Origin of the sequence: Buchananella sp. 14KM1171 (assembly GCF_041380365.1) — a bacterium.
Lineage (GTDB): Bacteria > Actinomycetota > Actinomycetes > Actinomycetales > Actinomycetaceae > Buchananella > Buchananella felis.
On record NZ_CP159981.1, the window covers coordinates 1,652,525 to 1,674,792 of the forward strand.

General features: G+C 63.1%; 9 protein-coding genes, 3 rRNA genes and 1 pseudogene. 8 read left to right on the forward strand and 5 right to left on the reverse strand.

Annotated features, from left to right (window positions below; all coding sequences use genetic code 11):
• Positions 1-32 precede the first annotated feature (32 nt).
• Positions 33-707, reverse strand: a pseudogene (locus ABYF38_RS06385) (ABC transporter ATP-binding protein); the annotation flags it as partial.
• A complete protein-coding gene (locus ABYF38_RS06390) occupies positions 698-1,222 on the reverse strand; it encodes a PadR family transcriptional regulator (protein WP_371151559.1) in 525 nt (174 codons plus the stop codon). The pseudogene ABYF38_RS06385 and the gene ABYF38_RS06390, both read right to left, overlap by 10 nt.
• Before the next feature lie 465 nt (positions 1,223-1,687).
• Here ABYF38_RS06390 and ABYF38_RS06395 point away from each other — a divergent pair, with 465 nt between their 5' ends.
• On the forward strand, positions 1,688-3,538 hold the full coding sequence (locus ABYF38_RS06395; RefSeq protein ID WP_371151560.1) for a phosphoenolpyruvate carboxykinase (GTP): 1,851 nt from the start codon (positions 1,688-1,690) through the stop codon (positions 3,536-3,538).
• Between the two features lie 86 nt (positions 3,539-3,624).
• On the opposite strand, the gene ABYF38_RS06400 is transcribed toward ABYF38_RS06395, so the two are convergent.
• From ABYF38_RS06400 to ahpC, 3 genes are all read right to left on the reverse strand, one after another.
• Entirely contained in the window at positions 3,625-4,617 is a 993-nt protein-coding gene (locus ABYF38_RS06400; RefSeq protein WP_371151561.1) for a LysR substrate-binding domain-containing protein, read from the reverse strand.
• On the reverse strand, positions 4,604-6,178 hold the full coding sequence (ahpF, locus tag ABYF38_RS06405; RefSeq protein WP_371153007.1) for an alkyl hydroperoxide reductase subunit F: 1,575 nt from the start codon (positions 6,176-6,178) through the stop codon (positions 4,604-4,606). Before ahpF ends, ABYF38_RS06400 begins: the two co-directional genes overlap by 14 nt.
• A gap of 90 nt (positions 6,179-6,268) precedes the next feature.
• Positions 6,269-6,832 (reverse strand): alkyl hydroperoxide reductase subunit C, encoded by a 564-nt coding sequence (gene ahpC / locus ABYF38_RS06410; RefSeq protein ID WP_371151562.1) that lies wholly within the window; start codon positions 6,830-6,832, stop codon positions 6,269-6,271.
• Between the two features lie 236 nt (positions 6,833-7,068).
• On the opposite strand from ahpC, the gene ABYF38_RS06415 reads away from it, so the two are divergent.
• The 7 genes from ABYF38_RS06415 to ABYF38_RS06445 all read left to right on the forward strand — a co-directional run bounded on the left by ABYF38_RS06415 (position 7,069) and on the right by ABYF38_RS06445 (position 22,036).
• On the forward strand, positions 7,069-7,890 hold the full coding sequence (locus ABYF38_RS06415; protein WP_371151563.1) for a siderophore-interacting protein: 822 nt from the start codon (positions 7,069-7,071) through the stop codon (positions 7,888-7,890).
• Between the two features lie 1,744 nt (positions 7,891-9,634).
• Positions 9,635-11,176: ribosomal RNA gene (locus ABYF38_RS06420) — 16S ribosomal RNA — on the forward strand.
• Positions 11,177-11,600: 424 nt separating this feature from the next.
• Positions 11,601-14,723, forward strand: a 23S ribosomal RNA gene (locus tag ABYF38_RS06425).
• 88 nt (positions 14,724-14,811) lie between these two features.
• Positions 14,812-14,928: ribosomal RNA gene (gene rrf / locus ABYF38_RS06430) — 5S ribosomal RNA — on the forward strand.
• Together the 16S, 23S and 5S rRNA genes form the textbook arrangement of a ribosomal RNA operon.
• Before the next feature lie 911 nt (positions 14,929-15,839).
• Entirely contained in the window at positions 15,840-17,141 is a 1,302-nt protein-coding gene (locus ABYF38_RS06435; RefSeq protein ID WP_371151564.1) for an ISL3 family transposase, read from the forward strand.
• Positions 17,142-18,356: 1,215 nt separating this feature from the next.
• The gene (locus ABYF38_RS06440) at positions 18,357-21,143 is read left to right on the forward strand and encodes a class I SAM-dependent DNA methyltransferase (protein WP_371151565.1); all 2,787 of its coding nucleotides are present in this window, start codon (positions 18,357-18,359) and stop codon (positions 21,141-21,143) included.
• A gap of 101 nt (positions 21,144-21,244) precedes the next feature.
• Entirely contained in the window at positions 21,245-22,036 is a 792-nt protein-coding gene (locus tag ABYF38_RS06445; RefSeq protein ID WP_371151566.1) for a class I SAM-dependent DNA methyltransferase, read from the forward strand.
• The last annotated feature ends 232 nt before the right edge of the window (positions 22,037-22,268 follow it).

The window sequence follows — 22,268 nt, forward strand, 5'->3', positions numbered from 1 at the left end:
GCGCCGGTGAACCGGTTGGTGGGCTCTAGCAGGGAGCCGGCGGTGATCAGGCCGTCGCGCACAATGACCTCACGGTCGGCGTAGGCGGCGGTGCGCGGGTCGTGGGTGATGATCACGACGGTCGCGCCGGCCTGCCGGGCGGTGGAGATAAGCACCTCCATGGTCTGCTCGGCGGAGAGGGAGTCCAGGGAGCCGGTGGGTTCGTCGGCGAAGATGATCTTAGGGTGCAGCGCCAGGGCGCGGGCCACGGCCACGCGCTGCGCCTGGCCACCGGACATGGCGGTGGGCAGCTTGTCGGCCTCCGCGTCCAGGCCTAGGGCGCTCAGGCGCTCGCGGGCGATCTGGGTGGCGCGGCGGCGCTTGACGCCCGTCAAGAGCAGCGGCAGGGCCACGTTGTCCACGGCGGAGAGGTCCGGCAGCAGCTGGCCGAACTGGAAGATGAAACCGAACTCGCGCAGGCGCAGGCGGGAACGCTCGTCCTCGCTGCACTTGGTCACGTCGCGGCCGCCAAAGATGACGCTGCCGGCGTCGGGCAGCAGCACGCCGGCCAGGACGTGCAGCAGCGAGGACTTGCCGGAGCCGGAGGGGCCCGTCACGGCCAGGATCTCCCCGGCGGCGATGTCGATGTCCACCCCACGCAGGGCGTGGGTGGGGCCGTAGGACAGGTGCAGTCCACGGGCGGAAAGGATGGGGGCGTTCACGCCAATACCTCCTTGCGTAGCGCGCCCAGGCGGGCGCTGGTCAGGTCGATCCAGCGCAGATCGGCCTCCAGGTGGAAGATCGCGTGGTCGGCGATCAGGACAGTGGACAGGTCCGCACCCTGCTTGCGGCGGGTGAGCTCGCGCAGCTGGGCCATGTGTTCCAGGCGTTGCAGGTCCAGCAGGCGCTGGGCGTCGTCATCCAAAAGGAGGGCGATGACGGTCTTGGCAAACAGCTCGGCCTGGATCGAGGTGGCGGCGACCTGGGGGGAGAAGAGCCAGTTGGCGACCAGCTCGCGGCCGGCCGGGGTGATCTGGTAGCGCTTTCGCTCCGGGCCGGCGCCGGGCTCGGCGCCCGCCGTGACGATCAGGCCGTCGCGCAGCAGGCGCGCCAGGGTGGCGTACACCTGCCCGAAGGCCAGGGGCTTGGTCTGCGCGAACCAGCGGTCCCAGGAGTTCTTCAGGTCATATCCGTAGCCGGAGCCCGCGTTGAGCAGGCCCAGCAGGGTCAGTCTCGTGTCCACGGCGCCACTATAAACGCGGCGTATGTACGCGGTGTATAGCAGCAGGGGAATTGGTCGGAAGTTCATCCTGCGGGAGGAAGGGCGCGGCCCGGCTGGTCCGCCGCCGGGGCGAGTCTCGGGCGGTGGGGTGCGGGCGTGGGCGTGTGGGTGTGCGGGTGACCCGCGCGGCGGTTGGCTGGGCGGGCTTGGGGCTGGGTGGGGTGTGGGTGTGCGGGTGGCCCGCGCGGCGGCTGGCTGGGCGGGCTTGGGCTGGGTGCGGACGTGGGGCGCTCCCGCGCCTCCGGAGGGCGGCGCGTTGCGCGGCCCGGCCGGTCCGCCGTCGGGACGAGCCTGGGCGGGCTTGGGGCTGCCCCCTTTCGGTGCGCGCTGGAAATCCGCCGCGCGCGGCGCTAGATTAGTGCGTGCGAACAATAATGTTCGGCACAACGAAGTCTGCCGACGCGCGCGGCGCGGGAAGAAGGAGCCATGAAGGACGTTGACGCCATCCTGGATCAGGCCGGTCTGCACAACCCCCACGTGCGGGCCTACGTGAAGGAGTGGGCGGAGATCACCCAGCCCGACCGCATCGAGGTCGTAGACGCAGCCGACGACGACCGCCTGCTGGCCGAATCCCTGGAGTACGGGGAAATCCTGCCCGTCAAGGGCGGGCTGTACTACTCGCGCTCCTACTGGAAGGACACGGCGCGCTCCGAGGAACGCACCGTGGTCGCCACCGCAGACCCGGCGGAGAAGGGCGCCTACAACAACTGGCGCGACGCGGCGCAGACCGTGGAGATTCAGACCGAGCGCATGCGCGGCGCCTCAGAGGACAAGACCATGTACGTGGTGCCCTACCTGATGTCCCCGGTGGGCTGCCCGCTAGAGAAGTACGCGGTGGGCGTGGAGCTGACCGACTCGCGCACCGTGGTCCACCACATGATCCGCATGGCCCGCGTGGGCGTGCAGTACGTGGAAAACCTCGCGGAGCCCGACCACTTTGTGCGCGCCGTCCACGTCACCGGCGACCTGGAGAACCTGGGGCAGGGCACCGACGCCGATCAGCGCCTGTTCGCTACCGTCGCCGACCGGCGCACCATCCTCCACTTCGGCTCCTCCTATGGCGGCAACGCCCTGCTCGGCAAGATCGCCCACGGCCTGCGCCAGGCCTGCTACGACGGCTGGGCCTCCAAGGAGTTCCTGGCAGAGCAGTTCATGCTCATCGGCATCACGGACAAGCAGACCGGGCGCCGCTACCACATCTGCGGCGGCTTCCCCTCCGCCTCCGGCAAGACCAACCTGGCGATGATGCTGGCCCCCGACGCCCTCGGGGAGCGCTACCACGTCGAGTTCTACGGCGACGACATCGCCTGGCTGTGGGTCAACCCCGCAGACGGCCGCCTGTACGGCATGAACCCCGAGTTCGGTGCCTTCGGCGTCGCCAAGGACACCAACGAGGTCACCAACCCCACAGCCGTGGAGTCCATCGCGCCCGGCACCAAGACCCTGTTCACCAACGTGGCCTACAACGAGCTCACCCAGGAGGTGTGGTGGGAGGGCCGCACCCCGCAGCCGCCGGTAGACGTCACTGGCTGGCGCGACTGGAAGGGCGAGCTCATCTCCGACCGCCCGGTGGAGCGCCAGCGCTCCGGCGCCAAGGAGGACGCCTGGGCCCACCCCAACTCCCGTTTCACCACCACCCTGGCCAACGTCCCCAACGTGGCCACGGACTTCGAGCGCCCCGAGGGCGTGCCCATCGACGCGATCATCTTCGGCGGGCGCGCCAAGGACCGCGAGCCGCTGATCCGCGCCATGCGCTCCCTTGCCGAGGGCGTCTACGACGGTCTCACCCTGGGCGTGGAGGCCACCTTCGCCGCCGAGGGCAAGGAGGGCGTGCTGCGCTACGACCCGATGTCCATGCGCCCCTTCATGGCCTACCCGGAGGGCGAATACGCCCAGCACTGGCTGCGCATCGTGGGCGCCGCCAAGGAGCAGCCCATCTTCGCGCACGTCAACTGGTTCCAGCGTGACGCGGACGGCCGCTACATCTGGCCGGGCTACCGCGAAAACCTGCGCGCCCTGCTCTGGCTCATGGACCTCAAGGAAGGCCGCGCCAAGGGCCGCCAGACCCCCGTGGGCATCGTGCCGCTGCCCGAGGAGCTGGACCTGACCGGGCTAGACCTGCCGGCCGAGGACCTGGAGCGGCTGCTGACCATCGACGTGCCCAAGTGGAAGGCAGAGATGGAGCGCCGCGCCGAGCACCTGGCCTCCTTCCCGGGCATGCCCGTGGAGATCTGGGAAGCCCACCGCTCCGTGCTCACGGCCCTGGAAGCGGAGTAAAAGCGGTGGGGTGGGGCGCGAGAACTCGCGCCCCACCCCAAGGCCAGCCCCCGGGCAACCCCGGCCGGGCGGGAAAACGGCAGCCCCTAGAGAGGCTGGATCATGCCCTCCGGGAGGGCGCTCACCTTCGGCACCAGGGTGGCCGCCAGGGACTCCCACAGCTCCGTGCGCGGGGAGTTATCCAGCCACACCAGCGCGATATCCCGCGAGGGCGCATCCGCCGCGAACCGGCGCAACTCCACCCCGGGCGTGGCCGCCACCGGCGGCGCTACCGCCAGCGCCGGCAGCAGCGTGATGTTGCCGGCCGCCACCATGTGTCGCATGGACTCCAGCGAGCTGGCCATGTAGTCACCCCGGTAGGACGAGCCGTTGGCCTCCACCCACTCGCGCACCTGGTCACCCAGGCAATGCCCGGCCGAAAGCAGCAGCAGCTCCGCGCCCTCCAGGTTGCGGGCATTGACCCGCGCCGGGCCGGCCAGGCCGGCCTCGGCAGAAGCAGGCGCGGCGGAGGGGGCGCCGGCGGCAACGTCGTCCACCCCAACCCCGCAATCGGCCAACACCGGGTGCCCCGTCGGGGCGGCCAGCACGAACTCCTCGCGGAACAGCGGCAGGGCGTGCAGGCGCGGATTCTCCACCGGCAGCGCCACCAGCGCCGCATCCAGTTTGCCGGCCTCCAGCGACGCCAACAGGGAGGCGGACTTGTCCTCAGCCAGCAGCACCTCCACACCCGGCAGCGCCTTGCGCAGGCCAGGCAGCACGTGCGGCGCCAGGTACGGGCCCAGCGTGGGGAACATGCCCAGGCGCACAGAGTGCGGCAAGCCCGTCTCAGCCAGCGCGATCGCGCGGACCGCCTTGACCTCCTCCAGCGCCAGGCGCGCCCGCTCCACCACCTTCTCCCCAACGGGGGTGATGGAAACCGGGTTGGCCGTGCGGTCCACCAGGTAGACGCCCAGCTCCGTCTCCAGCTTCTTGATCTGAACGCTCAGCGTGGGCTGCGAAACCCCGCAATTCGTGGCCGCCGCCCGGAAGGACCTGGCATCGGCCACCGCCACCAGGTATTCGAGGTCACGCAGGTTCATCGCTGCTCGCCCCCTCGGCACCGGAACGAATCAGGTAATCGAACGCGCTCAACGACGCCGTGGCGCCCGCGCCCAGCGAGATCACGATCTGCTTGTAAGGCACGTTGGTGCAGTCACCGGCCGCGAACACGCCCGGCAGGGAGGTGGCGCCGCGCGGGTCGATCACGATCTCGCCCACCCGGTTGGTCTCCACCGAGCCCGCCAGCCAGTCCGTGTTCGGCAGCAGACCGATCTGCACGAACACGCCGGCCAGGTCGATGCGGCGCTGCTGCCCGCTGGCACGTTCCTCCACCTGCAGGCCCGTCACCTGCGCGCCGTCGCCCAGTACCTCCACCACGCGGGTGCCGGTCAGCACCTCCACGTTCGGCAGCGAGCGCAGCTTGGCCACCAGCACGGCGTCCGCCTTCAGCTCGTCCAAGAACTCCACCACCGTCACGTGGCTCACCACGCCCGCGAGGTCGATAGCCGCCTCGATGCCGGAGTTGCCGCCGCCGATCACGGCCACGCGCTTGCCCTTGAACAGCGGGCCATCGCAGTGCGGGCAGAACGTTACGCCCTTGTTGCGGTACTCGTCCTCGCCCGGCACGCCCAGCGTGCGGTAGCGGGCACCCGTGGCCAGCACCACCGAGCGCGAGCGCAGCCGCCCGCCGCCCTCGAAGTCCACCTCCAGCAGGCCGTCGGCACCCTTGCGCAGAGCGCTCGCCTGCACACCGGTGGTCACGTCCACGTCGTAGGCGCGCACGTGCTCCTCCAGGGCCGCACCCAGGCGCGGGCCCTCTGTGTAGGGCACGGAGATGAAGTTCTCGATCGCCATCGTGTCCAGCACCTGGCCGCCAAAGCGCTGCGCCACCAGGCCCGTGCGCAGCGCCTTGCGGGCCGCGTAGATCGCGGCGGTGGCACCCGCCGGACCGGCGCCCAGCACCAGCACGTCGAACGCCTCCTTCTCGGAGAGCGCGGCTGCGGCCCGGGCGGCCGCACCAGCGTCCAGCTTCGCCACGAAGTCCGCCACGTCCATGCGGCCCTGGTCAAAGACCGCGCCGTCCTTGTAGACCGTGGGGACGGCCAGGATGTTCTTGGCCTTGATCTCCTCCTGGAACACGCCGCCCTCCACCGCCGTGTGGCGGATCTTCGGGTTCAGCACGCTCATGGTGTTCAGGGCCTGCACCACCGTGGGGCAGTTCTGGCAGGTCAAAGACATGTAGGTAACGAACTCGCCGCCCTCAAGGGACTTGATCGCAGCGACGACGTCGTCCTCAAGCCTCGGCGGGTGGCCGCCAACCTGCACCAGCGCCAGCACCAGCGAGGAAAACTCGTGCCCCAGCGGCACGCCGGCAAAACGCACCGACACGTCCGTGCCCGCGCGGCGAATCGCGAAGGAGGGCGTGTAGGCGTGCGGCTCCTCCACCACGCTCACCAGCTCAGAGAGAGCCGCGATCTCTTCCACCAGCGAGCGCGTCTTGGCGGAGGACTCGCCGCCGTCCAGCGACACCGCCAGCTCCACCGGCAGCTTGATTAGCTCCAGGTACTGCTTCAGCTGCGCCGTGGCAGCCGCATCCAAAATGGCCACAGTCACATCAGCTCCTATCGGCGAGCGCGGGGAGGGGGCCAGGCCAACCGAGATCGGCCCGGCCCCGCAGTTTTCCGCGCTAAATCAGATCTTGCCCACGAGGTCGAAGGACGGGGTCAGGGTCTCGTCGCCCTCTTCCCACTTGGCCGGGCACACCTCGCCCGGGTGGTTGCGCACGTACTGCAGGGCCTTGATCTTGCGCAGCAGCTCGTCGGCCTTGCGGCCCACGCCCTCCGGGGTGGTCTCCAGGTACTGGATCACGCCGTCGGGGTCGATGACGTAGGTGGAGCGGTCAGACAGGCCGGACTCCGGGCGCATGTTGTCGAAGTTCTCCGTGATGACGCCCTGCACGTCGCCCAGCATCGTGTAGGTCAGGGTGCCGACCTCCGGGGAGGTCTCGTGCCACGCCTTGTGCACAAAGTGGGAGTCGCGGGAGACGGAGTAGACCTCCACGCCCATGCCCTGCAGCTCGGCGTAGATGCCCTGCAGGTCGGACAGCTCGGTGGGGCAGACGAAGGTGAAGTCCGCCGGGTAGAAGAAGACGACGTTCCACTTGCCGGCCAGGTCTGCCTCCGTCACGTCCACGAACGCGCCGTTGCGGTACCCGGTGGTCTTGAAGGGCTTGATCTTGGTGTTGATCAGGGACATTTTGCGCCTCTCTCAGTGGGGCCGCGGTTCTCGCGGGTGTTTTTCTGACTGTATCCACTCTGGCAGCGCTTTACAAGGCAATGTCTATCATTACTTCCTGTACTGATAGATAGAGTGAATCTATCTGGGTGGGGCGCTCGGTTGGCTTTCGTCTCACGCTGGCCGCTACCGTTGGTCTAGGCGCTAGGACCTAAGTCGGGGCGAACCGGACGGTGGCCCCGCAGAGAGGCGGAACGATGGCCCACTCCGAACGTAACGACGCCCTGCGGCCGCGAACCGAACTGCCGACCGCCCTGCGCCAAGTCACCGTGGCCCGCGCAGTCAGCCTCAGCCCACGCATGCGCCGCCTAATCCTCTCCGGCCCCGAACTAGCCGGCCACATGCCCTGGGGCCAGTGCACGCCGCTCGCCTCCCCCAACTTCGACGACCACTGCAAACTCCTCATCCCCCAACCCGGAGTAGAGGTGGAGCGCGCCGCCCCAGGCCAAACAGGTGCGGGGCTACCCGACTCCCTGCGCGGCCGCGGACGCCACTACACCATCAGCCACTGGGACCCCGCAGCCGGCGAGCTCTGGCTAGACGTGCTACGCCACGAAGGCGGACTAGTAGGCCAGTGGGCGTTCACCGCCCAGGTCGGCGACGTTGCCTACCTCGGCGGTCCCCGCGCCACCGCCGCCGCGCCCCACGCCGACTGGTACCTATTCGTTGCCGACCAGGCCGCCCTACCGGCCGTGGAACGCTGGATGAAACAGGCCGCCCCCGGGGTGCGCGCCGCCGCCGTCATCTCCGTGTACGACGTTGCCGAGGTACGCCCCCTTGCTACCGCCGCCGACGCCTCCATCGACTGGATGGTGGGCCAGGCCGGGCCCGGGCGCTGCAACTCCGGGCTACTGCGGGCCGCCGAGCGCGCCGCCCTCACCCTGGCCACCGGCGGGGGAGAGGGCTTCGCGTGGGTGGCGGGCGAAAGCGCCCTGGCCTCCGACCTGCGCGAGCTGCTCGAGGGAATCGTGGGCGCCGGACGCGTCGAGGTGGGGCGCTACTGGAGCGCGCAGCGCTAACCGGCGGCGTGCCGAGGGCCGGGCGTGTGTGGGGCGGTTAGCTCCGGGGCGGTTAGCTCCGGCGCGGTGGGCTGTGGGGCGGTGGGCTGCGGGACGGTTAGCTCCGGGGCGGTGGGCTGTGGGTAGTCCTGATGTGTTGCTCTCCCCAGCCCAGCCGTGCCTATGCCAGATACCGAGCCTTCTCGCGGGGCCGGGCAGGAGCGGCCCCAGCCCAGCCGCGCCTATGCCAGATACCTCCCCGCCAGGTCAATGTGCCGCTCGCTGGGTGCGGGGCTGGGGTGGTGTCCGACGTTCCACGCACGGCCCGAGCCGGCGTGCGCAAACGATTGAGTCTTTGTTGTTCCCGTTGAGGCGTTGTTGTTTCGGTGGTGGCTTTCTTGCACCTCTTGTGGCGCTATGGCGCCGATTAACGCCCGAAGAGCTCGCTTAAAGGCTCAAGAGCTGCAAGAACGGCTCAAGAGCTGCGACAAAGGCTCGACCGGTTGCGCAAGGCCCGGCCTGCGCCGTGAGCTGGGCCGACCGCCGTCCGGGTGCCTGGTTCTCGCTCTGCCGGTCCCAGGTGGCGTGCCGGAGGTTGCGCCGGAGCGGGGATGGTCGTGCGCAACCGGTTGTGGGGTTTGCCGACCTTTTGAGCTTTTACTGCAGCTCCTGTGGGCTTGCTGCACCGATTGAGGGGTTACCCGCTCGGGTAGGCCCTCGAGAGGTTCACTAAGCCCACGACTGGTTCACCAACCCCTCGAGAGGTTCACTAAGCCCTCAACGATTTGCGCACGCGCGCAGGCAAGCCGCCTAGGTGCCAACCGACGCCGGCAGCGCTTGCTCGCCCATGCCGCGCGGCCTGCCGCCGGCCAAGGTGCTCGTTGGCGTCTGCGGCGCTTGCACACAGCCACACAAGCCCTGAGCCTCGCAGCGCGCCGTTGCCGGAAGCACTTGCGTGGACTTGCGCGTCGGCGCACCAGCTGCGGCGCCCTCACCCTGCCTACTAAGCGCGCTGCCCGCCGAGTGCCTGTACTCGTCGCGTTGCCCGCACTCGTCGCGTTGCCCGCACTCGCCGCGTTGCCCGCTCTCTCACCTCCGACACCGCCGACGCAGCGACGAACTATCCCACTGTCCGCCAGCTGGCTCATCCGCGCACTCTGCAAAGATGCGCCAAATGTGTCGCACCGCACGACGATGCCCTTTCAAGTCCGGGTCCGGGGAAGAATTGCCCGCAGTGGCCGCATGAGTGGGCGCCGACTGGACCAATCTTCCTGCGGTCGAAGTGTTGAAAACATGCGGAAAACTAGCCCCTGTTCGGGCCGGGTCACACTCGTGTGGGCGAGGACACGCCCGCAGAATTTGACCTGGCTGGCAGAACCCGCCTAATGTTTTCCCTCGTTGCCGCTGAGCAAAGCGGAAACCGGAAAGCGTGAAAGCGAATTCCGCAGAGGCAAGAAATTGCTTCGATTTGACTCGCTACCGAGTTGATCGGTAAAGTAGTCAACCGGCCCGAAAGGGCCAACGACAAGCCATCTTGTTGGGGTGCTGGTTCTGTTTGGGGCTGGTGTTCTGGTGGGTGTGGGTGTTGTTTGGGAACTCAATAGTGTGTGGTTTGTTTTTTTGTTTAGTGTTTGTTTTTTGGGCTGACTGTTTTGGTTGGTCTGTTTTGTTTGCCTGGCCTTTTTGGTTGGGTGTTGTTTTTGTCAGGGTTTCTGGCAGGGGCTTTGGCTGGCTGGCTCGGTTGTGGGTTGGTTGGTTTTGGTTTTTGTTGGAGAGTTTGATCCTGGCTCAGGACGAACGCTGGCGGCGTGCTTAACACATGCAAGTCGAACGGGATCCAAGCGAGCTTGCTTGTTTGGTGAGAGTGGCGAACGGGTGAGTAACACGTGAGTAACCTGCCCCCTTCTTTGGGATAACGACCAGAAATGGTTGCTAATACTGAATATTCACGCATGATCGCATGGTTGTGTGTGGAAAGGTTTTTCTGGTGGGGGATGGGCTCGCGGCCTATCAGCTTGTTGGTGGGGTGATGGCCTACCAAGGCTTTGACGGGTAGCCGGCCTGAGAGGGTGACCGGTCACACTGGGACTGAGATACGGCCCAGACTCCTACGGGAGGCAGCAGTGGGGAATATTGCACAATGGGCGAAAGCCTGATGCAGCGACGCCGCGTGAGGGATGACGGCCTTCGGGTTGTAAACCTCTTTCAGTAAGGACGCAGGCCTAGGCTTTTGTTTGGGTTGACTTTACTTACAGAAGAAGCGCCGGCTAACTACGTGCCAGCAGCCGCGGTAATACGTAGGGCGCAAGCGTTGTCCGGAATTATTGGGCGTAAAGAGCTCGTAGGCGGTTTGTCGCGTCTGTCGTGAAAACCCACAGCTTAACTGTGGGCTTGCGGTGGGTACGGGCAGGCTTGAGTGCGGTAGGGGAGACTGGAATTCCTGGTGTAGCGGTGGAATGCGCAGATATCAGGAGGAACACCGGTGGCGAAGGCGGGTCTCTGGGCCGTTACTGACGCTGAGGAGCGAAAGCATGGGGAGCGAACAGGATTAGATACCCTGGTAGTCCATGCCGTAAACGTTGGGCACTAGGTGTGGGGGCTGTTTCCATGGTTCCTGCGCCGTAGCTAACGCATTAAGTGCCCCGCCTGGGGAGTACGGTCGCAAGGCTAAAACTCAAAGGAATTGACGGGGGCCCGCACAAGCGGCGGAGCATGCGGATTAATTCGATGCAACGCGAAGAACCTTACCAAGGCTTGACATACATCCAGAGTCTGCAGAGATGTGGGCGCATTTAGTTGGGGGTGTACAGGTGGTGCATGGTTGTCGTCAGCTCGTGTCGTGAGATGTTGGGTTAAGTCCCGCAACGAGCGCAACCCTTGTCTCATGTTGCCAGCACGTTATGGTGGGGACTCGTGAGAGACTGCCGGGGTTAACTCGGAGGAAGGTGGGGATGACGTCAAATCATCATGCCCCTTATGTCTTGGGCTTCACGCATGCTACAATGGCCAGTACAGAGGGTTGCGATATCGTAAGGTTGAGCGAATCCCTTAAAGCTGGTCTCAGTTCGGATTGGGGTCTGCAACTCGACCCCATGAAGTCGGAGTCGCTAGTAATCGCAGATCAGCAACGCTGCGGTGAATACGTTCTCGGGCCTTGTACACACCGCCCGTCACGTCACGAAAGTTGGTAACACCCGAAGCCCATGGCCTAACCGTTTGGGGGGAGTGGTCGAAGGTGGGACTGGCGATTGGGACGAAGTCGTAACAAGGTAGCCGTACCGGAAGGTGCGGCTGGATCACCTCCTTTCTAAGGAGCAACTTTTTCCACCTATCAGGCTGGTGCGCGTTTTTGTGTGTTGGTTTGGTGTTTGTGGGTTTCCTGGTTGTTTGTTTCAGGCGCGTGTTGTGTCTGGCTTCTGGGGGGCTTGGTGGGTTGCTTTTAGTGGAAAAGACACTAGACACACTTTCCTCGTGTCTGCTTGGTCCTTGGGGCTTTTGGGTTCCCGGGGCTGGGTTCGGGGTTGGTGTAGTGGAGAACAGGCCGCATGCTATTGGGTTTCCAGGCCACACTTGTGGTTTGGGTGTTTTGACTACTTGCTGCTGAGCAGGCCTTGGGTTTTTTGGTTTGGTTTGGTGGTTTGTTGGTTGGTTGGTTTGTAACTGTATAGTGGGTGTGAGCATGATACGTAGTGTTGTGTTCATGGTTTATTGTTTTCTGTATTAGTGTTTTGTTTGTAGTTTCTAAGAGCATTCGGTGGATGCCTTGGCACTAGGAGCCGATGAAGGACGTGGTAGTCCGCGATAGGCCTCGGGGAGTTGACAAACGAGCTTTGATCCGAGGGTGTCCGAATGGGGAAACCTGGCCAGAGTCATGTCTGGTTACCCGCGCTTGAATATATAGGGCGTGTGGGGGGAACGCGGGGAAGTGAAACATCTCAGTACCCGCAGGAAAAGATATTCCGTGAGTAGTGGCGAGCGAAAGCGGATGATGGCTAAACCATGTTCGTGTGATACCCGGCAGGGGTTGCGGATGTGGGGTTGTGGGACGCGTGCGTGTCTGGTCTGCCGGCCAGTGGTTCCAAGCGTGGTTGTAGGTGAATGGTTTGGGAAAGCCAGCCGTAGACGGTGAGAGCCCGGTAACTGAAACGATCATTGCTTGTGGTCGGTGCGTGTTCCCGAGTAGGACGGGGCCCGTGAAATCCCGTGTGAATCTGGCAAGACCACTTGCTAAGCCTGAATACTACCTAGTGACCGATAGCGGATCAGTACCGTGAGGGAATGGTGAAAAGTACCCCGTGAGGGGAGTGAAATAGTACCTGAAACCGGATGCTTACAAACCGTAGGAGCCCTCTTTTGTTGGGGTGACTGCGTGCCTTTTGAAGAATGAGCCTGCGAGTTACTGGTATGTGGCGAGGTTAACCCGGGTGGGGAAGCCGTAGCGAAAGCGAGTCTGAATAGGGCGCTTGAGTCGCATGCCGTAGACCCGAAGCGGAGTGATCTACCCATGGTCAGGTTGAAGCACGTGTAAGAGCGTGTGGAGGACCGAACCCACTTCAGTTGAAAATGGAGGGGATGAACTGTGGGTAGGGGTGAAAGGCCAATCAAACTCCGTGATAGCTGGTTCTCCCCGAAATGCATTTAGGTGCAGCGTCGCGTGTTGCTTGCTGGAGGTAGAGCTACTGGATGGCTGATGGGCCCTACAAGGTTACTGAGGTCAACCAAACTCCGAATGCCAGTAATGTTAGCGCGGCAGTGAGACTGCGGGGGATAAGCTTCGTAGTCGAGAGGGAAACAGCCCAGATCACCGGCTAAGGCCCCTAAGCGTGTGCTCAGTGGGAAAGGATGTGGAGTTGCAGTGACAACCAGGAGGTTGGCTTAGAAGCAGCCACCCTTGAAAGAGTGCGTAATAGCTCACTGGTCAAGTGATTCCGCGCCGACAATGTAGCGGGGCTCAAGCACACCGCCGAAGCCGTGGCAACAACACAAAACCCACACACCTAAAGCTTTCGAGCTGGTTGGGTGTGCAGGGGTGTTGTTGGGTAGGGGAGCGTCCCACGTGGGGTGAAGCTCATCTGGAAGGATGGGTGGACTGCGTGGGAGTGAGAATGCAGGCATGAGTAGCGAAACTAGGGTGAGAATCCCTAGCGCCGATTGACCAAGGGTTCCAGGGCCAGGATCATCCGCCCTGGGTAAGTCGGGACCTAAGGCGAGGCCGACAGGCGTAGTCGATGGACAACCAGTTGATATTCTGGTACCGGCGAAGGACCGTCCATGGTGAGCCTGGTAGTACTAACCACCAACCCAAACCATCCACACCTTCGGGTGTGGTTGGGGCGGGCTCGTGGGACCGATACCAGTAGTAGCCAAGCGTATTAACAGGGGTGACGCAGAAAGGTAGCCACCGCGGGTCTTATGGCATGGCCCGTCTAAACACGCAGCCCGTTACCCAGGCAAATCCGGGTAACACCAGGGTGAGGTGTGATGGTGACCCACACTCGTGGGGAAGCAGGGTGATCCTATACTGCCAAGAAAAGCCTCGACGCGAGGGACTAGCCGCCCGTACCCCAAACCGACACAGGTGGTCAAGTAGAAAATACTAAGGCGACGAGATAATCATGGTTAAGGAACTCGGCAAAATGCCCCCGTAACTTCGGGAGAAGGGGGACCTGGAACGTGAAGCCCCTCGCGGGCTAGCGCGAAAGGTCGCAGAGAATAGGGAGAAGCGACTGTTTACCAAAAACACAGGTCCGTGCGAAGTTGCAAAACGATGTATACGGACTGACGCCTGCCCGGTGCTGGAAGGTTAAGAGGAAAGGTCAACCCTCGGGTGAAGCTTTGAATCCAAGCCCCAGTAAACGGCGGTGGTAACTATAACCATCCTAAGGTAGCGAAATTCCTTGTCGGGTAAGTTCCGACCTGCACGAATGGCGTAACGACTTCTCTACTGTCTCAACCATGAACTCGGCGAAATTGCACTACGAGTAAAGATGCTCGTTACGCGCAGCAGGACGGAAAGACCCCGGGACCTTTACTATAGCTTGGTATTGGTGCCCGCTTCAGCTTGTGTAGGATAGGTGGGAGACTATGAAACCAACACGCCAGTGTTGGCGGAGTCATTGTTGAAATACCACTCTGGTTGAAGCGGTCATCTAACCTCGGTCCGTAATCCGGACCAGGGACAGTGCCTGGTGGGTAGTTTAACTGGGGCGGTTGCCTCCCAAAAAGTAACGGAGGCGCTCAAAGGTTCCCTCAATCTGGTCGGCAACCAGATGTCGAGTGTAAGTGCACAAGGGAGCTTGACTGTGAGACTGACAAGTCAAACAGGTACGAAAGTAGGAACTAGTGATCCGGCACCACCTTGTGGAAGGGGTGTCGCTCAACGGATAAAAGGTACCCCGGGGATAACAGGCTGATCTTGCCCAAGAGTTCATATCGACGGCATGGTTTGGCACCTCGATGTCGGCTCGTCGCATCCTGGGGCTGGAGTAGGTCCCAAGGGTTGGGCTGTTCGCCCATTAAAGCGGTACGCGAGCTGGGTTCAGAACGTCGTGAGACAGTTCGGTCCCTATCCGCTGCGCGCGTAGGAAACTTGAGAAGACCTGTCCCTAGTACGAGAGGACCGGGACGGACGAACCTCTAGTGTGCCAGTTGTACCGCCAGGTGCACCGCTGGTTAGCCACGTTCGGAAAGGATAACCGCTGAAAGCATCTAAGCGGGAAGCCTGCTTCAAGACCAGGTCTCCAAACACACAAGTGTTGAAGGTCCCCCGCAGACCACGGGGTAGATAGGCCAGACGTGGAAGCGTGGTAACACGTGAAGCTGACTGGTACTAATCGACCAAACAACTACAAACACCAAAACACGCCAAACAACAAACCCGAACACAACACCACACGCTTACACCCCCTATACGGTTACAAACCCACCAAGGGTTAAAACACGTGCGGCGGTCACAGCAGCAGGGAAACGCCCGGCCCCATACCGAACCCGGAAGCTAAGCCTGCCAGCGCCAATGGTACTGCACCCGCCAGGGTGTGGGAGAGTAGGACACCGCCGCCACCAACCACAACACAACGGCCCCCGTAGCGCGAACCAAACCGCAGCAACGGGGGCCGTCCCCACACCCACAAACACCCAACCCCCTGGGTCACTAAAGACGCACGACTCAAGTGACAAAACCAGCCACACCCACCACACCCGGAACGTGAAACTCGACGTTCGAAACCCCAACTCGACGTTCGATGCCTCAACTCGACGAAAAACCAGCCCAAACGTCGAGCTGAAGACCCAAACGTCGAGTTGAAGAGCCGAACATCTAGTTGACTGGGGGACCCGCGCAGCGGCCGGGAGCGCGTCATCAAACAAGCCAGCCAGGACCACCCCACTCGGAACGTGAAACTCGACGTTCGACACCCCAACTAGACGTTCGAAGCTTCAACTCGACGAAAACCAGTGCCAAACGTCGAGTTGACGGGCTGAACGTCGAGCTGAAAAGCCGAACGTCGAGCTGAAGGGCCCAACGTCGAGACGACTGGGGGACCGGCGCAGCGCCGGTGGGAGGTCATCAACTAAGCCAGCCAGGGCCACTCCACCCGGAGCGTGAAACTCGACGTTCGACACCCCAACTAGACGTTCGAAGCTTCAACTCGACGAAAACCAGTGCCAAACGTCGAGTTGAAGGGCTGAATGTCGAGTTGAAGTGCCCAACGTCTGGTTGACTGGGGGACTGGCCCACCAAGCCGGGAGCGCGTCTTTAAATGACCCAGACAGGGCCACTCCACCCGGAGCGTGAAACTCGACGTTCGAAACCCGAACTAGACGTTCGAAGCTTCAACTCGACGAAAACCGGCTCTTCCCAATTGAGGGTGTATTGGTGGTGTGATCCAGGGGAGGGTGTGTTGGTGTGTGGGTAGGGGTTGAGGTCTTCCGATGATGGGAGTCATCACACCGCCCACACGAAAGACCTCAACGTGTCCAACGCTACCTTCGTCGCGCCTGATCTGACTACTTTTGCTGGCTTGGACGAGCTTGGTCTTGTCGTTACTGGCCAGCGTGTCGAGCCTGAGCGGGCGATACTGGAATGCCGCCTGGTCGAGCCTGATGACTGGTGTGGGCGGTGTGGATGTCAAGGCCTGGCACGTGACACGGTCAAGCGCCGGCTGGCTCACGAGCCCTTTGGGTGGCGTCCCACCACACTGGAAGTGCGAGTGCGTCGTTACCGCTGCCAGGAATGCGCACACGTATGGCGTCAGAACATGGACCTGGCAGCTGAGCCCAGGGCACGCCTATCGAGGCGTGCGGTGCGTTGGGCGTTGGAAGCCTTGGTGTGTCAACACCTGAGCGTATCCCGCATCGCTCAGGGCCTGTCCGTGGCTTGGGACACCGCCAACGATGCTGTGCTGGCCGAAGGACAGCGCCTCTTGATCAACGACCCCGTCCGGCTTGAAGGAGTCAGAGTTATCGGCGTGGATGAGCATGTTTGGCGCCATACTCGCGCAGGTGACAAGTACGTAACCGTGGTCATCGACTTAACCCCCGTCAAGGATGGCACTGGCCCTGCCCGGCTACTCGCCATGGTCCAGGGCCGCTCCAAGCAGGCTTTCAAGGGCTGGCTGGCCCAGCAGCCCCGAGCATGGAGAGATGGCGTGGAAGTGGTCGCGATGGACGGTTTTAGCGGGTTTAAAACCGCCACCACCGAGGAAATGCCCCAGGCCAGGGCCGTGCTCGATCCCTTCCACGTAGTACGCCTGGCAGGCCAGGCGCTTGATGAGTGTCGTCGGCGTGTTCAGCAAGAACTACATGGACGGCGGGGACGGGCTGATGATCCCCTGTACAAGGCCCGCCGTACTCTGCACACCGGTAGCGACCTGCTCACCCCTGCCCAGCGCAAGCGTTTAGACGCGCTCTTCGCCAACGATGACCATGCCCAAGTCGAGGTCACCTGGGGTGTGTACCAGAAGATGGTGGCCGCTTACCGTCAGCCCGAGCGGGCCAAGGGCAAAAGACTCATGCAAGAACTGATCACCGCGATCTCTAGCGGCGTACCTGCCGCCCTGAGCGAGGTCATCACCCTGGGACGAACGCTGAAGAAACGCGCCGGTGACATCCTGGCCTACTTCGACCATCCCAGGACCAGCAACGGCCCCACCGAAGCACTCAACGGACGCCTGGAACACCTACGCGGCTCAGCACTCGGCTTTCGCAACCTGACCAACTACATCACCCGCAGCCTGCTCGAAGCAGGCGGATTCAAACCCCAACTACACCCTTAAATGGGAAGAGCCCGAAAACCAGTGCCAAACGTCGAGTTGACGGGCTGAACGTCGAGCTGAAAAGCCGAACGTCGAGCTGAAGGGCCCAACGTCGAGACGACTGGGGGACCGGCGCAGCGCCGGTGGGAGGTCATCAACTAAGCCAGCCAGGGCCACTCCACCCGGAGCGTGAAACTCGACGTTCGACACCCCAACTAGACGTTCGAAGCTTCAACTCGACGAAAACCAGTGCCAAACGTCGAGTTGACGGGCTGAACGTCGAGCTGAAAAGCCGAACGTCGAGCTGAAGGGCCCAACGTCGAGACGACTGGGGGACCGGCGCAGCGCCGGTGGGAGGTCATCAACTAAGCCAGCCAGGGCCACTCCACCCGGAGCGTGAAACTCGACGTTCGACACCCCAACTAGACGTTCGAAGCTTCAACTCGACGAAAACCAGGGCCAAACGTCGAGCTGAAGACCCAAACGTCGAGTTGAAGAGCCGAACGTCTAGTTGACTGGGGGACCCGCGCACCAAGCCGGGAGCGCGTCATCAACCAAGCCAGCCAGAGCCACCGCACCCGGAACGTGAAACTAGACGTTCGAAACCCCAACTCGACGTTCGAAACCCCAACTAGACGTTCGATGCCTCAACTCGACGAAAAACCAGCCCAAACGTCGAGCCGAGCATTCAAACGTCCAGACGAAGACCCAAACGTCGAGTTGACTGGGGGACCCGCGCAGCGTCGGTGGGGCGTCATCAACCAAGCCAGCCAGGACCACCCCACTCGGAACGTGAAACTCGACGTTCGACACCCCAACTAGACGTTCGAAGCTTCAACTCGACGAAAACCAGTGCCAAACGTCGAGTTGACGGGCTGAACGTCGAGCTGAAAAGCCGAACGTCGAGCTGAAGGGCCAAACGTCGAGTCGAAGACCCAAACGTCGAGCTGAAGACCCAAACGTCTAGCTGAAGACCCAAACGTCGAGCTGAAGACGCAAACGTCGAGACGAAGTGGCAAACGTCGGGTTGTAGGCGCAAACGTCCAGACTACCGAGAGGGCTGCCCAGCCATGAGCTGCCCAGCCATGAAGTAGCTTTCTCAGCACGCACCCCCCGGCCACCATTTCGCGGGCAATTCCGTCGCGTGCCGCTGTAACCGACCCTTGCCGGAACGTACAGAAAGGAGCCCCTGGCTGCGCGGTAGGCTTTGCATGGCTTCGAACAGAAGGGTGCAAGGTGGCGGTCAACAAGCAGCAGGTGCGGGCATTCGTGGAGCGCTGGGACGGCCAGGGTTACGAAAAGGGCGACACGCACAAGTTTTGGCTGGAGCTGCTTGGGGCGATCGGCTACCAGCACGCCACCGAGGTGAAGTTCGAGCACCGGCTACCCAACGGCGGTTTCGTGGACGTGTGGCTGCGGGACGCGAGCGTGCTCGTGGAGCAAAAGGGCATGAACGTCGACCTCAACAAGGCCGAACTGCGACAGGGCGAGCTGAAGACGCCGCTTGTCCAGGCGCTTGATTACGTGGACAACATGCCGCGTGTGGAGCAGCCGCGCTACGTGGTCACCTGCAACTTCGGCACGTTCCGTGTGTACGACCGCGACAAGCACGCGAAAGCCGACCTGGCGGCCAACGCCTTCGAGTTCAGCCTGCGGGAGTTGGCTGAGCACCCGGAGTACCTGGCGTTCATTCTGGACCCGGCCAACAGTCGCCTGGAGAAGGAGAAGCAGGTCTCCATCCAGGCTGGTGCCCTGATTGGCAGGCTTTACGACCAGATGCGCCAGGGCTACCTGGACACCGATTCGCCTGAGACGATGCACGCGCTGAACGTGCTGTGCGTGCGGCTCGTGTTTTGCCTGTTTTGCGAGGACGCGGACCTGTTCCCGAAGGACGCCTTTCACCAGTTTTTGCGCGACGTTCCGCCGGCCCACGTGCGCACGCAGCTCAAGCGGCTATTTGCCGCCTTGAACACGGACATCCCGGACCGCGACCAGTACGACCTGGACCTGAAGCCCTTCCCTTACGTGAACGGTGGTCTATTCCGCGAGGACACGGAAATTCCCAACTTCACGCCGGAGATGAAGGACTTCCTGTTGGAGCAGGTGTCTGGCCCGGTGGACTGGTCCAAGATTTCGCCCACGATCTTTGGTGGCATTTTTGAGTCGACGCTCAACCCGGTGACTCGCCGGGCTGGCGGCATGCACTACACGAGCCCGCGCAACATTCACCGGGTGATCGACCCGCTCTTCATGGATGAGCTGTACGCCGAGTTCAACGCCATTCGGACGGAGGAGGGGCAGACGCCGCGCGCAAAGAAGAACCGGCTGAAGCGTTTTCACAAGAAGCTGTGCGGGCTGACGTTCTTTGATCCGGCCTGTGGGAGCGGTAACTTCCTCACCGAGACGTACCTGTGCCTGCGTGCGTTGGAGGATGAGATTCTGCACGAGCTCATGGACGGGCAGGCTGGTTTCACTTTCGCGGACGAGGCTTTGGATGGGGACCGCGTCTCGCTCAACCAGTTCTACGGGATCGAGATCAACGATTTCGCGGTGACGGTTGCCGAGACGGCGTTGTGGATTTCGCGGCTGAAGGCCAACGGCGATTCGGAGATGCTCTACGACATCGCCTCTAAGGACTTCCCCCTGGTGGAGCGGCCGAACATCCTGCACGCCAACGCGCTGCGGGTGGACTGGAACGACGTTCTGCCGGCCGAGCGTTGTGACTACGTCATGGGCAACCCGCCGTTCGCAGGTGCGCGTCTGATGACCAAGGAGCAAAAGCAAGACGTTACCGACACCTGGGGGCCGCGGTCGGGGAACTTGGACTATGTGACGTGCTGGTTCAAGAAGGCGAGCGACTACCTTGGTGCGGTAGACGCCGCCAAGTTTGCGTTCGTATCTACTAACTCGATTGTTCAGGGCGAGCCGGTAGCTACCATGTTTGACCCTATCATGGGGGCCGGATGGAAGATTTCCTTTGCTCACCAGTCCTTCCCCTGGACCACGGAGTCGGCGGGTGCAGCGGCAGTCCACTGCGTGATAGTCGGATTCAGCAGGCAAAGGGCAACCGCGCCTAGGCTGTTCACATACGGCGTGGGCAACAATGAGGCAGTGGAGATCAGCGCTACCAACATAAACGCGTACCTGATGGACTCTGCATCGGTAAACGTGCAGTCACGGACGAAGCCGGTTTCTACAGCCCTTCCCGCAGTCAGTTTCGGTTCAATGGCAAATCCGACGGCACCTTTTGTGGTTTCCGTTGATGATCTTGACGAGGTAAGGAGCGACGCGATCGCGTCAAAGTACCTTCACAGGTTCGTGGGATCAGAGGAGTTGATCCATTCGAAGGAACGATGGTGCTACTGGCTGGACACGGAGGCGTTCGAGCCGGCTGACATCACCGCTAGCCGTCACCTGCAGGCGCTGACAAATGCGGTACGTGAGAAGCGGCTGAGCTCGAAGCGTGCGGCAACGGCAGCGTTGGCAGAAATCCCGCACCTGTTCGCGGAACGCCGGCAACCTGAGCTTTCATACGTATGTATTCCGAAGGTGGCAAGCGAGAACCGTGCTTATTTCACTGCGGACTACCTAGGTCCAGAGGTGATCGCGTCCGATCTGGTGTTCACCTGCCCGGACGAGGACGGTTTCGTCTTTGCGATCGTGAGCTCGTCCATGTTCATCACCTGGCAGAAGACCGTCGGTGGCCGCTTGGAGTCGCGGTTGCGTTTCTCTAACACCGTGGTCTGGAACAACCTGCCGCTGCCGCCTGTGGCGCCGGAACTGCGCGCGCAGATCATCGCGGCGGGCAAGGCCGTGCTCGCCGCCCGCGCGCTGCACCCGGAGCGCTCCCTGGCCAAGCACTACGAGCCCGGCAAGCTCTCCCCGGAGCTCCAAGCCGCCCACGACGCCCTAGACCTGCTGGTGGACAAGGCGTTCGGCGCGCAGCACCCGCTCGCCGATAACACCGAGCGCCTGCAGGTGCTGTTCGCCCGCTACAGCGAACTCACCGCCGCGCCAGCCTGAACTGCTCAACGCAGTAGCCGCCTTGCACAATTGTTTGCGCGCAGTCGCCGGTCTGGGGCAGGCGCGCGGCACTGCCCACCACCGATAGTCCCAAGGACCCAATGAACTACGACTACGACGACGCCCACCTGGCCGCCATCTACGACCACGACAACCCCTCCGGGGACGACCACGCCTTCTATCGGGCCCTGGTCGATGAGTTAGGCGCGCGCACCGTCGTAGACCTGGGCTGCGGCACCGGCCTCCTCACGGCGCAGCTGGTAGACCCCGGCAACGCCAAGAGCGTCGGCGAATCGGGGCAGTCAGTTCTCGCACGGCGCGTGGTGGGGATCGACCCGGCCCAGGCGATGCTCGACGTTGCCCGCAGCCAGCAGCACGGCGACCAAGTGGAGTGGGTGTGCGGCACCAGCGCCGCGCTGCGACGGCTGGACCTGCGGGCCGACCTCGTGCTCATGACAGGCAACGTCGCCATGCACATCCTGGGCGAGGAATGGCTGGCCACGTTGCGCGACGTCGCCCAAGCGCTGGCCCCCGGCGGCACGCTCGCCTTCGAGACACGCAACCCCGAGGCTCGGGCCTGGCTCGAATGGAACGGAGCGGAAACCGTGCGGGATACCCCCATCGGCCCGCTGAAGGAAACCTGGCGCACGGACCCGCCCGACTCCGCCGGCGTAGTTACCATGCACCTGGAAAACCTGTTCCTGGCAGACGGCTACGACGCCTCCTTCACCCAACGGCTCCAGTTCCGCAGCTTTGACCAAGTGGTAGGGGACCTGCGGTGCGCGGGCCTGGAACTGGTGGCCTGCTACCGCGACTGGGAAAGAACGCCATTCACGGGCGGCAAGGACCAGCGGCTCATGGTGTTCGTAGCCCAAAGGCCGCTCGACGAGTAACCCGGGCGCTGGGTGCGTTGGTGTGTTTGTGGGCGGGTGGCACGGAGCGTACAAGTGTGCGGTTGGGGTACGTATGACCGGCCGGTGCCGCGCCCCCAAGCGGTCGGATGTACCCCGCACTCGCATTTGTGACTCTGGGGGCTGGGAGGGGCGTAGCGGGGCGCTGGGGCTGCTCGTAGGCAGCGTTGGGCGGGCGCGGGCAGAGCCAAGGGCCGCGCGCTCCGAAACGAGA

Bases quoted from the DNA above. Each gene is read 5' to 3' on its own strand.
- ABYF38_RS06395 (WP_371151560.1), top strand. From the start codon at position 1,688: ATGAAGGACGTTGACGCCATCCTGGATCAGGCCGGTCTGCACAACCCC.
- ABYF38_RS06400 (WP_371151561.1), bottom strand. From the start codon at position 4,617: ATGAACCTGCGTGACCTCGAATACCTGGTGGCGGTGGCCGATGCCAGG.
- ahpC (WP_371151562.1), bottom strand. From the start codon at position 6,832: ATGTCCCTGATCAACACCAAGATCAAGCCCTTCAAGACCACCGGGTAC.
- ABYF38_RS06415 (WP_371151563.1), top strand. From the start codon at position 7,069: ATGGCCCACTCCGAACGTAACGACGCCCTGCGGCCGCGAACCGAACTG.
- ABYF38_RS06445 (WP_371151566.1), top strand. From the start codon at position 21,245: ATGAACTACGACTACGACGACGCCCACCTGGCCGCCATCTACGACCAC.